The sequence below is a fragment of the Massilia atriviolacea genome, assembly GCF_003953935.1.
Lineage (GTDB): Bacteria > Pseudomonadota > Gammaproteobacteria > Burkholderiales > Burkholderiaceae_D > Telluria_A > Telluria_A atriviolacea.
The window spans coordinates 114,073-127,973 of sequence record NZ_RXLQ01000002.1 but is presented as its reverse complement, the minus strand read 5'-3'; the positions used below and the strand labels follow the sequence as shown (position 1 = coordinate 127,973).

The following is a 13,901-nucleotide window of genomic DNA, read 5'->3' as shown; positions in this document are numbered from 1 at the left end:
GTCTTAAGGCGCCGACTCGATGGTCAGGCGGTAATCGTAACGCAGGTTGTCGAGGATGACAGTGCCGCTCCAGCGCGGCATCTGCGAGTAGCTAATCTTGGCCACCACCGCGCCGTCGAGGGTCAGGGTGCGGCGCAGGCCTTCGTCTTCGATGCGCCAGCCCTGCGGCAGGCTGCGCGCAATCGCCTCGGCCGGCCACAGGGTCAGCTGCATGTCCTCCAGCACGTCTTCGGCGCGCACCTGCTTGGGCAGCATCATGTGGCGCCAGGAGCTCAGTTCCTTGCCGTCGTAGTTCAGGCTCAGGACGCGCTGGCCGAAGGCCAGACCGACCATCTGCACCTGCTGCGGATCGACTTCGACCGCCGCATCGAGTTCGTCGATGCGGCCCTTGCGCTCGACCTTCAGGTGCTGCTGCACGCTGATGGTCGACTCCAGCGCTTGCGGCGCGAGCTTGATGCCGAGTCGCGCGAGCGGCGCCGGCGGCGTGCCGCAGGCGGCCAGCAGCGCCGCCAGGAGCACCGCCAGCAGTGGCGCTGTTAAACGAAGACGGTCATGCATGGGCTTTTTCCTTGGTATTGGCAAAACAGGGGACCAGCAGCCACGCGAGCGTGGTCCCGATCAGCATGGTCAGCCCGAAGGCCTGCAGGGCCGGGGTGCGGCTCAGGCCAAGCAGGCCGAAAGCGAGAATCGTATTCGCGGCCGACAGGCCGACGGCCAGCCATGGCGCCGTATCGCGCAGGCCGGGATGCTCCTGCATGAAGATGCCGTAGTCGACCACCACCCCGAGCAGCAGCATCAGCGCGAGCACATGGAACAGCTGCAGCGGCTGGCCGGCCAGGCCCAGCACGCCGAGGGTGGCGATGCTGGCCACCGCGGTCGGCGCCAGGACGCGCCAGGCGTTGCCCCGGTAGCGCGGATACAGCAGCGCAAACACCACCGCGTACGCGGCCAGTACCGCCCAGCCCATGTAGGCGCGGTAGCGGCCCAGCACCGACGAAATCTCGGCCACCTTGTCGACCCACTGCACGCCTTCCATGCCCTCCCCGGCCTTGCGCAGGTCGGGCAGCGCGGCCATGCTCATGCCGCGCAGCGCGACGATGCTGGCGTGCACGCCCTCGATCTCGCCCAGCCACAGGTGGCGCCATGGTTCGCTCGGCGGCGTCTTGAGGAATTCTTCAGGCGTGAGCGGCGCGCGCGGCGCCATCAGGTGCGCACGCGTGGCGGCCACCCAGGCGCTGTCTTCGTCGATGGCCTTGGCCACCGCGTCGAGCGGGCCGCCAGGCGCCAGCAATTTGCTCTCGACCAGAGCGCGCCGTTCGGTCTGGGTGCGCGCCGAGGGCACCCAGTTCGACATGGCCTGGTAGCCGCCGATGCGCTTTGCCGCGATCAGCGGATCGAGGCGGCGCTTGAGTGCCTCTTCGCGCTGGAGCACGACTTCGGCGCTGGCGCCGCGCACCAGGTAGTACTGCACCGGCGTCGGCGCGTCGAGCAGCTTGCCGAGTTTGATCTGGTCGTCGATCAGGTGCCTGGGCGGCGTTTGCAGGGAGCGGATGTCGTCGTTGACGCCCAGGCGCGACCAGCCGGCACCGGCCAGCAGCACGAACAGCGCCCCGACGACGAAGGTCGGCGCATTCATGCGCGCGCGCGGCCAGTGCGCCAGGGTGGCGCCGTAGCGCCGCCCCAGCGCGCCGGTCTTCAGGGTGCCGCCGGAGACCAGCAGCGGGAACCAGAACACCACCGTCAGCCACGCGAACACCAGTCCCGTGGCGGAAAACACGGCCATGTGGCGCAGGCCGGGGAACGGCGTGAAGCCCAGGCCCATGTAGCCGATCACCGCCGCCAGCAAGGTCAGGCAAAGGCCAGGCAGCAGGCGCTTGAGCAGGGGCACCGAGCCTTCGCCTGGAGCGGCGCTCAGGCGGTTGCACAGGTAGTAGATGCCGTAGTCCTGGGCCACGCCGATCAGGCTTGCGCCGAATACGAGGGTGAGCAGGTGGATGCGGCCGAACAGCAGCCAGCACACCGACAGCGAACCGAGGAAACCGATCCCGATCGACAGCAGCACCAGCGCGATCGGGCGCAGCGAGCGGAAGGTGAACCAGGTCAGCAGCACGATGCCGGCCAGCGAGCCGACGCCGATGGTCGACATTTCGCCCTCGGCCTGGCTGCTGGCGGCGGAGGCATGCAGCACCACGCCGGCGGTGATGACCCTGGCCTGCGGCGCGGCATTGAGCGCCGCCTGCTTTGCCTGTTCCAGCAGCGGCACCACGGTTTGCTGGGCCGTCATCGAGAATGCAGGCGCGCGCATCGTCATCGGCATCAGTACATACTGGCGCTCGCCGTCGGCCACGAACAGCCTGTCGTCGCGCGGACGCACCGGGGTTTCCTGCGCGCGTTCCTGGACCCAGCCGGTGAACAGGCCGAACGGATCGTCGCGGAACGCTCCCAGTTTCGGGCCCGAGAATGCGGTGTAGAGTTTGGCGAGCGAAGCCTCGGTCCAGAATTGCGGCGTTTCGCTGCGCAGCTGCGCTTCCTGCTGCGCGGTCAGCAAGGCCACGCTGTGCTTCTGGAACGGCGCCAGCCAGCCGCCCTGGGTTTCGTCGGACAGCTTGACCGCGTCGAGCACGCCCGGCCTGGTGGCCAGCACCGCATTGTAGGCGTCGGCCGCACGCTTGGCGTCCTGCCAGTCGGCGGCGCCGACCAGCACGATCACGCGCTGCTGCGCCGCGTCCACCATGTGCGTGAACGACTCCTGCAGCACGCGGTCGCGCTCCTGCACCGGCAGCAGGGCCAGGATATCGGTGTCCGGCACGATGCGCTGGACCATCCACAGGTAGGCGTTATGCCCCAGCAGGGCGCACACCACCAGGGCCCAGGTCCAGGCCAGCCACTTGTGGCGCTTGACTTCCATGTTCACAGCAGCGTCGCCTCGTCAGGTCCCATGGCGCCCTCGCCTGTCTTGATTTCCGAGAAAACGATGAAGGTCTTGTCGCCCGATGCTTCCGCGATCTGGATGTTCTTCACGTAGGCGCCGCCGTCGAGCGAGATGGCGCCGATGGCCTTGGCCAGCGCCGGCTGGCGCGCCTTGAGGGCGACGTTCCAGGCGCCGCCGTCGACACTGCCGTCGACTTCGAACAGGGTGTCGAGCTGGCCCAGGTCGCCCGACAGCAGCGAGAACAGCACGCTGTTAATCATGCGCACGGTCGGTTCCTGCTTCGCTTCCAGGCGCATCGCGACGCGCTCGCCCTGGAAACTGACGATTTCGTCGCGCGTCAGGCGCAAGGTGTTGGGGAAGGGTTTGAGGGTGCGCCACAGGACGCCCTTGCCGGCGACGACGCAAAAGCGCCCGTGCGAGGCGAGCGGCTTTTTCATGCCGGCCAGGTGCTTGGTCTGGTCGAAGCGGCCGCACAGCATGGTCGGCTTGGCCAGCATCGACTGGATCCTGGCGATCGGCGCGCCAGCGCTGGCGCTGGCGCAGGAGGCGGCAATGGCGATGGCGAACATCAGACGTTTCATGCGGGTGTCACTCCTAATTTTTCAAACAGCACGGGCGGCGACATGAAGCACATCTCGCCGCTGGCGATATCGACCGCGACCTGGGTGGTGCTGGCGCGGTTCAGGCGCTTGCCGCTGGCCGCGTCGGCGATCAGGTAATCGATCTTGAGGCGGTTTTCGTATTCGACGATTTCGGCGCGCAGGGTCAGCCGCTGGCCGAACACGGCCGGCCCGATGTAGCGCAGGTTCATGTCGATCACCGGCCAGGCGTAGCCGGAGGCCTTCATCTGCTCGTAGTTGTAATCGATCTTGTCGAGCAGCGCGCAGCGCGCCACTTCGAGGTACTTGACATAGTTACCGTGCCAGACGATCTGCATCGGGTCCAGGTCGAAGAACTGGACCTGCATTTCCGTCTCGGCGAACCAGCGGCTCGGCGGCGCGCCCCTACGCATACAGGCTCCATGCCTGCTCGCGCAGGCGCGCAATCAGCACGCGCAGCTCGGGCTCCAGGCGGCGGTCTTCCGCCACCGGCGCCACGTCGCGCCCGATCAGTTCCATCATCTCCATCAGCGCCTGCGGCGCCGGGTTGTCGGGATTGGCGCGCAGGCGCAGCCACACGCCCTGGCGCACCGTGATCAGGAGCGCGGCGACGACCTGCTCGGTCAGGTCCAGCACGCGCAGGCAGTCGCGCGCGGCGATGGTGCCCATGCTGACCTTGTCCTGGTTGTGGCATTCGGTCGAACGCGAAAACACCGAGGCCGGCATGGTCAGCTTGAGCGCTTCGGCGGTCCACGCCGAAGAACTGATCTGCAAGGCTTTCAGGCCATGGTTGATGGCCGCGCGCGCGCCTTCCGCCCCGGACAGGTTGGCCGGCAGGCCATGGTTGTAGCGGCTGTCGACCAGCAGCGCCATCTGGCGGTCCAGCAGGTCGGCCAGGTTGGCCACCGCATTCTTCATGCCGTCCATGGCAAAGGCGATATGGCCGCCGTAGAAATGGCCGCCGTGCAGCACGCGTTCGCCTTCGGCGTCGATGATCGGATTGTCATTGGCGCTATTGAGTTCATTTTCGATCGACTGGCGGAAGAACGGCAGCGCGTCGGCCAGCACGCCGATCACGTGCGGCGCGCAGCGGATCGAGTAGCGGTCCTGCAGGCGCTTGCCGTTGCGTTCGGCCTGGCGGCCCACATGCATGTCCTCGCGCAGCCAGGCGGCCACGCCCTGCATGCCGGCGTGCGGCTTGACCGAGAACAGGGTTTCGTCGAAGTGGTGGGCGTTGCCGTCCAGCGCGAACGAGGCCATGGCGGTGATGCGGGTGCACACGCGCGTCAGGTACGCGGCGCGGTCCCAGGCCAGGCAGGCCAGCGCGGTCATGACGGCGGTGCCGTTCATGATCGCCAGTCCTTCTTTCGGGCGCAGGCGCAGCGGCGCGATGCCGGCTTCCTCGAGCGCTTGCGCGGCCGGCACCTGCACGCCGTCGCGCCAGACTTCGCGCTCGCCGCACAGCACCGCCGCCAGGTAGGACAGCGGGGTCAGGTCGCCGCTGGCGCCGACCGAGCCTTCGCTCGGAATCAGCGGCAGGAGGCCGGCATCGAGCAGGCGCGCGATCTGTTCCAGCAGTTCGACGCTGACGCCCGAAAAGCCTTTCGACAGCGACGCCAGGCGGGTGGCCATCACCGCGCGCGTCTGCGCCGGCGTCAGGTATTCGCCCAGGCCGCAGCCGTGATAGGTATACAGGTGATGCGGCAGTTCGGCCACCAGCTCGGGCGGAATCACCACGGTGCACGAGTCGCCGTAACCGGTGGTCACGCCGTAGATGGTGCCGTCCTCGCGCAGCAGGCGGTCGAGGAAGTCGGCGCCGCGCGCGATCGCAGCGCGGAAGACCGGATCGGCCGATAGCACGGCGCTGGCGTTGCCGCGCGCGATATCGACGATATCCTCGATGGTGAGGCGCTCGCGGTCGAAGGTGACGGCGCGGCGGGAGGTGGTCGGTTCAGGATGCATCGTTCTTGTCCAGATGGGGTAAGTGCCAGAAATCGTAAAAGTTGAACCACTCGAGCGGGGAACGGGTGCAGTGGTGCTGCAGGCGCGCCGCGAAATCGGCGGCGACGGCCGCCACCGCCTCGTCGCGGCCCTTGCGCGGCAGGCGCACCGATTCGCGCAGCAGTTCGAAGTGCACTTCGTAGCCGCGCCCGACGCGGGTCGAAAACATCATGTAGAGCGGGCATTGCAGGATCGAGGCCAGCACGTAAGGCCCGACCGGGAACGCGGCTTGCTCGCCCATGAAGGGCGCCAGCGCCACGCGCGGGTCGGGCGAGACCGGCACGCGGTCGCCGGCGATGACGACGAACTCGCCGCGCCCTACCCGCTCCGACAGCATCATCGCCGTGGCCGGGGTCATCTCGGTCACCTGCAGCAGGTTGGTCTGGCTGCGCGGGTCGAGCGAAGCGAGCATATTGTTGAAGGCTTGCGCGTGGCGCGTGTGCACCAGTACCGTCAGTTTCAGGCCCGGCACGTCGTTCGAGAGCACGCGGCACAGGTCCGCATTGCCCAGGTGCGAGCAGACCAGCACCGCGCCGCGTCCTTCGTCGAGCAGGCGCCGCATCGGCGCCATGCCGACATGGCCGACCGAGGCGGTGTCGAACAGGCCGCCCCACAGCAGCATCTTGTCGAGAATGGCTTCGGCAAAGCTGCCGAAGTGGCGCAGCACGCCGTACCAGCCGCCAGGCACCGGCGCATACGGACGCACGCGGTCCAGATAGGCGGTGGAGGCGCGCCGCGCGGCCGGCTTGGTCAGCACGTACCACGCCAGCACCGGATACAGCACCACGCGGAACGGCCAGCGGCCGAACACGCGGCACACCCAGAACAGCAGGCGCATGCCGCCCACGAAGCTCGATTCCGAGATCGATGCCCAGTGGCTGGCGTGCAGCCTGGTCATGCGCTCCGCCATTTGCGCGCCAACAGCTTGGGCAGGCGGATCAGCATGCCGAAGAACAGCACCGTGTGCATGCGCGAGATGAGCACATTGTCGCGCAGGGCATTGAAATGCGATACGCCGTCGCTCGGGTAGGTGACGCGGGTCGGCAGGTTCACCACCTGCACGCCGTCCCAGAACAGGCGCACCAGGATTTCGGGGTCGAAGTTCATGCGCTTGCCGAGCGCGCAGCGCGACGCCAGCGCCACCACCGGCGCGACCGGATAAATACGAAAGCCGCACATCGAATCGCGGATCGCGAACGAGAGCGTGTTAATCCAGATCCAGACGTGGGTCAGGTAGCGCGCGTACAGGCGCAGCTTAGGCACCGATTCGTCGTACACCGGGCAGCCGGCAATCACCGCGTGCGGATGCAGGCGCGCCAGCGCGATGAAGCGCGGGATGTCGGAGGTGGCGTGCTGGCCGTCGGCGTCGACCTGCAGCAGGTGCGTGTAGCCGGCTTGCGCGGCGCTGTGAAAGCCGGTCAGCACCGCCCCGCCCTTGCCCTGGTTGACGGCGTGGCGCACCAGCATGACCGAACCCGGATGCGCCGCCGCCAGCTGGTCGAGCACGCGCGCGCACGAGGGCTTGCTGCCGTCGTCGACCAGCATGCACGGCAGGCCGTGAGCGAGCACCGCCTCGACCACGGCGCCGATGGCGTGTTCGTGGTCGTACACGGGGATCATCACGCAGGGCTTGAACATGATTTAGTCCGCCCGGCCGAAACGCAGCAGCGAATGGCAGTAGCCGATGCCGTCGCGCGCGGTCAGCAGCTTGAGGCCGGCCGCTTCGGCCAGGCGCACGTAGTCGCCGCTCTCGTAGATCTTGCTGTTCCCGCTGGCCATGGCCGTGAAGTACGGCGAGGTGTTGATCAGGCAGTAGGAAGCGATGTCGTAGCGCTGGCGGTCCCAGAAGGTGTCCATCACCAGCAGCTGGCCTTGCGGCGCCAGCGCGGCGGCCGCGCGTTGCAGGATGGTGGCGATCGCCGGCTCCGAGAAGCAGCTCAGGAACTGGCTCATCCAGATCACGTCCATCCCGGACGGCAGCGCCAGTGCCGCGTCGAGCAGGTCGGTCGGGTGCAGGTGCGCGCGCTCGCGCACGCCGGCCGTCTCGAGCGAAGTGGCGGCGACCGCCAGCTGGCGCGGCAGGTCGACCAGGTGCAGTTCGACCTCGCGGTTGTAGTCCAGCGCGACGCAGCTGAATTTACCGGTGTTCGCGCCCACGTCCATCACCTTGCGCGGCGCGGTCGCGAATACGTCCGGCATGATCGTCGGGAACGAGGTGTCCGAATAATAGTGGTCGAAGGCGAACCAGCTGGTCTTGGCCGGTTCCGACAGTTCCGACAGTCCCTGGTACAGCGTGGGCCACTCGCCCAGGGCCTTGAGGCCGATCGGCTTTTCGGCGTCGAGCGATTCGTCCAGTTTGAACAGGCCCTGGTAGCAGACGTCGTGGTTGAAGTCGATATTGATCTGGGTGATGCTGTCGGTCAGGACGCAGAAGCCGGCCTTGTCGAGCGCATAGCGTCCGTCGTGCACGAATACCACGCCGGCCGACAGGCAGGTCTCGAGCACCACCTTGAGCGCGTATTCGGTCCAGCGGCCGGTGGCCGCCATCTCGGCGATGCTCAGTCCCGCCTCGCCGGCATCGGCCAGCGTTTGCAGCATGCCGCGTTTCCAGGCATAGCGCACGCACTGGAACACGACCGGGCCGAAGGCGATTTTTTGCGCTTCGAAACGAGCTTCGAAGGCAGTCTGGCGATCAGGGGAGAATTTTTTATCTAGCATGCGACGCTTCAGGTTAAGGACCAAACAGGATGCGACCGCCGGCATGCTGCCCGGCGTCGGAGAAGTAACGGAAATGCAGAGTGCAGCTTGCGCTGTCGTACTTGAGCTCCAGCTGGAACGGCACGTCGGGCCGCACCACCTGCTGGAACTTGAGCGCGTGGATTCCGCGGAACCCCGGCGCCACGGCGAAGTGCTCGCGCCCGTAGCGGATCGCCCAGTCGACCTGCACCACGCCCGGCAGCACCGGCGCCTGCGTGAAATGGCCGTCGAAGTAGAACAGGGTCGACGGCACGATCAGTTCGAGCAAGGCACGCTGCCCGTCACGCTCGATCAGACGCACCTGCGGCACGCGCGGGCGGGCATCGCCCACGCCGAGCAAGGCAAGCAGCTGCGCGTGGGTGGTCTTGCCCTGGGCGTTGAGCGGCAATTGGTCCAGATAGCGCCAGCGGCGCGGCAGCGCGACCGCTTCCACCACGCGCGCCAGGTGGGCGCGCAGCAGCGCGTTGAGCGCCTGCTTGCCCTCGCCGTCGAGCAGGGCGCGGCCGCTCTCGGACGGGATCACAAAGGCGGCCAGCACCTGGCGCTCGCCGGCGCGCTCGGGACAGACGATCACGCGCGCTTCGCTGGCCAGGCCCGACGCCAGCAAGGCGGCCTCGATGGCGTCGAGCGAGATGCGTTTTTCTTCGATCTTGACCAGCCGGTCGCCGCGCCCGAGCAGCAGGAAGCGCCCGTCCGGGGCGGGGTTGACGCGGTCTTCGAGTTCCAGCCAGCCGTCATCGGCGAGGTGGCTGGAGCGTACTTCGAGGCGCGCGCTGGCTGGCGCGATGCGCCAGTCGACGCCAGGCAACGCTTCCCATGCGCCGGGCGAGCCGGGATGGTGGCGGCGCCAGGCCACGCCGCCGGTTTCGGAGCTGCCGTAGATTTCGGTCGGCACATGACCCAGCAGGTGGGCGGCCGCCACCGAAGCCTCGGGCGCAAGCGGGCCGCCGGACGAGAACACGGCGCGCAGGCCGCTCGCGGCGGCGCTCCAGTCCAGGTGCGACGGCAGGCGTTTCAGGTGGGCCGGGCTGGCGACCAGCACGCAGGCGCGCCGGCCGAGCATCTGCGCCAGTTGTTCGGGATAGGACAGGCTGGCGGCGTGGATCGCGCGGCCGGCCGCGAGCGGCCACAGGACCTTGAACAGCAGGCCGTAGATATGCTGGTGCGAGACGGTGGCGATGATCTCGGCGTCGCCCATGGCGGGGCCGAACAGGCGCTCCAGGGTGGCCACTTCGCACGTCAGCTGCGAGAGCTTTTTCGGGATCGCCTGCGGCTCGCCGGTACTGCCGGAGGTGTGCACCACCAGCGCGGGGAAGCCCGCGTCAAGACCGGACCACGGCAGATCGCAGGCGTCGTCCGGCGCCGGCCGCAGCGGCGAGCGGCGCTGCGGGAACTCGCCGAAAAAGCAGTCGACCGAGCGCGCCAGCGCGCCGCAGCTGGCGTCGAGCGTATCGGCGCTGAGCCAGACGGTTTTACCGGCCTGCCAGGCGCCCAGCAGCGCGGCGGCGAATTCCAGGCTATCCTCGATGTACAGTGCCGCGCTGGCGCCGGGCGTGCGCAGGCCCAGCGCGCGCCAGGCGCCCACGCGCGCGCGCAGGCCGGCGACCGTCACGGCGGCGCCGTCGCGCCAGCCGGCGATGGCGGCGCCATCGCGCGCGCCCAGAACAGAAAACAAATCAACCATGATGCAATCGCTTAAAGCGCAGTCGTACCAAAAATTCGGCGGCGAACAGCACGCCCATCAGGCCGTACGCAATCACGCCGTTGTACAGCGACCAGAGCTCTTGCGAGGCCCACAGCGCGGTGCCCAGCGCAATGGCGCCGTTCACCACGAAAAACCCGCACCACACCTTGGTGACGGTGCGCGTGTAGGCCACCGCCGCCGGCGGCAGGTCCGGCTCGCGCATGCGCGCGAAGCGTTCGACCATCGATACCGGCGTGCCGAGCGTGTACGCAAACGCCGCCAGCAGGCCGGCGTTGACCAGCACCGGATACAGCTTCAGGGGCAGCATGGCGTTGCCCATCACCGTCACTGCCGCCAGCAGCAGCGCGCCGGCGCCCGCCCAGCGCGCGCTCATGCTGGCCTTCATGGCCGGCAGGCGCGCCAGCGCGGCAAGCACCAGCAACACGGCGAGCCAGCGCGGTTCCACCCTCCCCTGTCCGTACCAGACGGCCAGCGGATAACACAGCGTCAACACAACCGACAGCGCGGCCAGCAGGCGCATGTTTATAACGCCTGCTCCTCGACCAGGTCGTCGAGCGCGTTGACCACGTCGCCGATGGTGCGGATGGTCTTGAAGACTTCCGGTTGCAGGCGCTTGCCGGTCATTTGTTTCAGCTTGACCGCCAGGTCGACCGCGTCGATGCTGTCGATATCGAGGTCGGCGTACAGGTTCGACTCGGGCGTGAGCGCCGATTTATCGAGCTCGAACATCTCGGCCAGCAGATCGACGACCCACACATACAGCTCGTCGCGGCTCATATTGTTTACGTCTACCATACAACCTCCATTACTTTTTGCGGTGGGTTTCAATCAGCGCCGCCAACGCGCGCACCGACGCGAAATGGCTGCGGGTGTCTTCCGAATCGGCCGACAGCGAAATGCCGTAACGCTTTTGCAGCGCGACGCCGAGTTCCAGCGCGTCGATCGAGTCCAGGCCAAGGCCCTCGACGAACAGCGGCGCGGCGCTGTCGATGTCATCCACCGTAATGTCTTCCAGTTGCAGGACGTCGATGATCAGTTGTTTCACTTCTGTTTCAAGCATGGCCTTGGTACTCTCCAGTAAAAAATCGTTGCAGGTGGTCCGTCAGATGACGCACCGCCATGACTTCGCTCACGCCGGCGCCCACGAAGGCGCCGATCTCGATATCGTCTTTCACCTCGAGCCGGAACTGCACGAAGCGGTCCGGCACGCGCCACCATTTGTCGCCCTTGCCGAGCGTGGGCGGCTGGCAGTCGATGACGACTGGCGTCACGGCGCGCGCGCCGCGCACGGCGATGTTGGCGGCGCCGCGTTTGAGGCTGATGGCGCCGCCGGCCGGGGTGCGCGTCCCCTCCGGGAAAATGATCAGGTTATTCCCGGCGCGCAGGGAGGCGATGCACGCCTCGACCAGCTGCTCGCCGCTGTCGTTGCTGATGTAACCGGCGGCGCGTACCGGGCCGCGGGTAAACGGGTTGTTCCACAAATGACTCTTGACGATGCAGTCGGCACGCTTGACGAAGGCCATCAGGAACACGGTGTCGATCAGCGAAGGATGGTTCGCCAGGATCAGCAGGCCGCCGCGTTCGAGTTTTTCGAGGCCGATGAATTCGTAGCGCAGTACCCCGAGGCCGCGCATCAGGCCCACGAAACCGCGGAAGGTCAGGCGCAGGATGGCGCGCGCCGCCGTCACCCTTGCCGCACGCTCCCACACCACCAGCTGCAGCAGCGGAAACACCACGATGCGCAGCAGCAGGCCGCCAATGCCGAAGGCCAGGAAACTCAGGCCGGTGGCGAGCACGCGCCAATACCGGCCGATCCGCTTAAACATCGCGCGTCCAGGTCCAGCGCTGCGGGCCGGCGCGCCGCACCAGGCGCGGCGCACCGCTCAACTGAAAACGCAGCACGTCCAGGCCGCCGGGCTGGGTGGATGGCGCCACCTCGCCATCGCCAGCGCCATCGGGATCGGCGCCGGCGCAGGCCAGGCCGATGGCGTGCGCGCCCGGTGCGGTCATCAGCCATGCCCACGCGAACGGCTGCTCGTCGCAATCTTCAAAATGCGCCAGCGCCGCCGGCAAGGCGCAGTCGTACACCACCAGCAGCACCATCGGCGCGCCGTCGGCCAGCAGGCCGCAGGCTTCGACCACGCCATGTTCGACCGTCGCCGCACCGGCCGACAGCGCCATGTGGTTGGCGCGGTCGGTGCGCGCGATCGAGAACAGGCCGGCGCTCGCGTTATGCACCGCCAGGCCGAAGCCGGTCGGCGACATCGGGTCGCCGCGCGACAGCTCGCCCAGCAGATCCACGGCGCGCGCGACTTCGCCATGGCGCGAGCAGAATACCGCCGGAATATCGGTGCGCCCGTCCAGGCAGCGGTAGGCCACCTCGAGCGCCATCTTCCCCAGGAAACCGGCGCGCCGGCGCAGCATGGGCGGCATGGCCGACACGGCGGGATCGGCGCCCTCGCCGATCCTGGCCGGCGCCTGCGCCCATCCGGTCCACGCCTCGGCCGTTGCCAGCCCGGGCGCCCACGCCGAATGCGCAGCAATGGAAAACTTCAGCCCGTCTACTCGCATTTGTTACTTATTTCTCTAAGGTACGTACAGCCCAAATTATAAACTGCCGGTAATACAGGCTCCTAGAGGAATACTTCCATTCGAGAAACTAAAGTAGCGGCAAGCAACAGAAGTGCGAATTGTCCCATTATTAGCTGAATTTATGCAAATAAATATCTGATAAACAACAGTGAAGAAGGCGCGCCAGGGCTGGGGAGCAACAAACACGATTCTGGGCGTGCGCGCAAGCGGGGAATACTAGCAGGATAGAGGTGTGGCGAAAACGGCTGATTGTGTCCTGAGCGGGGGTTGGGCCTGATGCCGCCAGGATCAGCGCGTTTGCCCCCGGCCTCGGCTCCGTCATTCCCGCGCGGGGATGACGGAGTATACCTTGGCGTCATGCGCCGGGCGGCGACGAACTTTTACATTATTGTGCGGTCATACCATCATCGGCAGTGATGATGGCGCCGTTGATGAAGTGGCTTTCTTCGGCGGCGAGCAGCAGCAGCAGGCCGTCCAGGTCTTCCGGCTTGCCCGGGCGCTTGCGCGGCAGCATGTCGATCAGTTTCTGGCCCTGTTCGGTCGCGAAGTAGTCTTCGTTGATTTCGGTGGAGATATAGCCGGGGCAGATGGCGTTGGTGTTGATGCCGTATTTGCCCCACTCGACCGCCATCGCCTTGGTCATCTGCACCACCCCGGCCTTGCTCATGCAATACACGCCGATCTGCGGCAGCACGCGCAGGCCGGCCACGGAAGCGATATTAATAATGCGGTGCTGCTTTTTCGGATCGCCCTTGGCGCGCTGGATCATGCGCTTGGCAGCTTGTTGGGCGACAAAAAACGCGCCGCGCAGATTGGTGTCCATGACGTAGGAGTAATCTTCAGGCGTGACGTCGACCAGGCGCTGGGTGGTCGACACACCCGAGTTGTTGACCAGGATGTCGATCGGGCCGGCTTCGGTCTCGGCGTGCGCGATGGCCGACTTGATGCTGGCCAGGTCGGTCACGTCGAGCGTGACCACGTGCGCGGCCCCGCCGTCGGCCTCGATTTCGGCGCGCAGCTCCTTCAGGCGGTCGGTGCGGCGCGAGGCCAGCACGACCTGGGCGCCGGCGCCGGCCAGGGCCTTGGCGAAACGCGCGCCCAGGCCGCTCGATGCGCCGGTAATGAGTGCGATTTTTCCTTCAAAATTTACTTCAATACCCACGATCGGCTCCTGTGCGGTGGTCTTGCGAAAGCATAATGATGTCACAAATTGCCAGTATTAGATGGCAGCGTCTAATAATGTCCGTAAAATGGCGCCAACGTTGCAATCGTCGACAAAAAGCCGCACACTCGTGCTTAAATTTTTCTATCCCAT

Annotated in this window: 15 protein-coding genes; all 15 read right to left on the bottom strand. The window is 66.8% G+C overall.

Features of this window, described 5'->3' with window-relative positions; all coding sequences use genetic code 11:
- Positions 1-3: 3 nt before the first annotated feature.
- Positions 4-558 (bottom strand): DUF3261 domain-containing protein, encoded by a 555-nt coding sequence (locus tag EJB06_RS03620; RefSeq protein WP_126072641.1) that lies wholly within the window; start codon positions 556-558, stop codon positions 4-6.
- Positions 551-2,908, bottom strand: a complete 2,358-nt coding sequence (locus tag EJB06_RS03615; RefSeq protein ID WP_126072640.1) for an MMPL family transporter — start codon at positions 2,906-2,908, stop codon at positions 551-553. The genes EJB06_RS03620 and EJB06_RS03615 overlap by 8 nt, the downstream gene beginning before the upstream one ends.
- Before the next feature lie 2 nt (positions 2,909-2,910).
- Positions 2,911-3,513, bottom strand: a complete 603-nt coding sequence (locus EJB06_RS03610; RefSeq protein ID WP_229426919.1) for an outer membrane lipoprotein carrier protein LolA — start codon at positions 3,511-3,513, stop codon at positions 2,911-2,913.
- Positions 3,510-3,944, bottom strand: coding sequence for an acyl-CoA thioesterase (locus EJB06_RS03605; protein ID WP_126072639.1), 435 nt, complete (start codon positions 3,942-3,944; stop codon positions 3,510-3,512). The genes EJB06_RS03610 and EJB06_RS03605 overlap by 4 nt, the downstream gene beginning before the upstream one ends.
- The gene (locus EJB06_RS03600; RefSeq protein ID WP_126072638.1) at positions 3,937-5,493 is read right to left on the bottom strand and encodes an HAL/PAL/TAL family ammonia-lyase; all 1,557 of its coding nucleotides are present in this window, start codon (positions 5,491-5,493) and stop codon (positions 3,937-3,939) included. The genes EJB06_RS03605 and EJB06_RS03600 overlap by 8 nt, the downstream gene beginning before the upstream one ends.
- Positions 5,483-6,430 carry a lysophospholipid acyltransferase family protein gene (locus tag EJB06_RS03595; RefSeq protein ID WP_126072637.1) on the bottom strand — a complete coding sequence of 316 codons (948 nt, stop codon included), beginning with the start codon at positions 6,428-6,430 and terminating at the stop codon, positions 5,483-5,485. Before EJB06_RS03595 ends, EJB06_RS03600 begins: the two co-directional genes overlap by 11 nt.
- Positions 6,427-7,170, bottom strand: a complete 744-nt coding sequence (locus EJB06_RS03590) for a glycosyltransferase family 2 protein (RefSeq protein WP_126072636.1) — start codon at positions 7,168-7,170, stop codon at positions 6,427-6,429. The genes EJB06_RS03595 and EJB06_RS03590 overlap by 4 nt, the downstream gene beginning before the upstream one ends.
- Before the next feature lie 3 nt (positions 7,171-7,173).
- A complete protein-coding gene (locus EJB06_RS03585; protein WP_126072635.1) occupies positions 7,174-8,250 on the bottom strand; it encodes a class I SAM-dependent methyltransferase in 1,077 nt (358 codons plus the stop codon).
- Positions 8,251-8,263: 13 nt separating this feature from the next.
- The gene (locus EJB06_RS03580; protein WP_126072634.1) at positions 8,264-9,973 is read right to left on the bottom strand and encodes an ApeI family dehydratase; all 1,710 of its coding nucleotides are present in this window, start codon (positions 9,971-9,973) and stop codon (positions 8,264-8,266) included.
- Positions 9,966-10,514, bottom strand: a complete 549-nt coding sequence (locus EJB06_RS03575; RefSeq protein WP_126072633.1) for a COG4648 family protein — start codon at positions 10,512-10,514, stop codon at positions 9,966-9,968. The genes EJB06_RS03580 and EJB06_RS03575 overlap by 8 nt, the downstream gene beginning before the upstream one ends.
- A gap of 2 nt (positions 10,515-10,516) precedes the next feature.
- Positions 10,517-10,789: an acyl carrier protein gene (locus EJB06_RS03570; RefSeq protein ID WP_229426918.1), complete on the bottom strand. Its 273-nt coding sequence runs from the start codon at positions 10,787-10,789 to the stop codon at positions 10,517-10,519.
- Between the two features lie 10 nt (positions 10,790-10,799).
- Complete coding sequence (locus tag EJB06_RS03565) at positions 10,800-11,054, bottom strand: phosphopantetheine-binding protein (RefSeq protein WP_126072632.1); 255 nt, start codon at positions 11,052-11,054, stop codon at positions 10,800-10,802.
- The gene (locus EJB06_RS03560) at positions 11,047-11,820 is read right to left on the bottom strand and encodes a lysophospholipid acyltransferase family protein (protein WP_126072631.1); all 774 of its coding nucleotides are present in this window, start codon (positions 11,818-11,820) and stop codon (positions 11,047-11,049) included. The genes EJB06_RS03565 and EJB06_RS03560 overlap by 8 nt, the downstream gene beginning before the upstream one ends.
- Complete coding sequence (locus EJB06_RS03555; protein WP_126072630.1) at positions 11,813-12,565, bottom strand: beta-ketoacyl synthase chain length factor; 753 nt, start codon at positions 12,563-12,565, stop codon at positions 11,813-11,815. Before EJB06_RS03555 ends, EJB06_RS03560 begins: the two co-directional genes overlap by 8 nt.
- A gap of 406 nt (positions 12,566-12,971) precedes the next feature.
- Positions 12,972-13,748, bottom strand: a complete 777-nt coding sequence (locus EJB06_RS03550; protein ID WP_126072629.1) for an SDR family oxidoreductase — start codon at positions 13,746-13,748, stop codon at positions 12,972-12,974.
- Between the last annotated feature and the right edge of the window lie 153 nt (positions 13,749-13,901).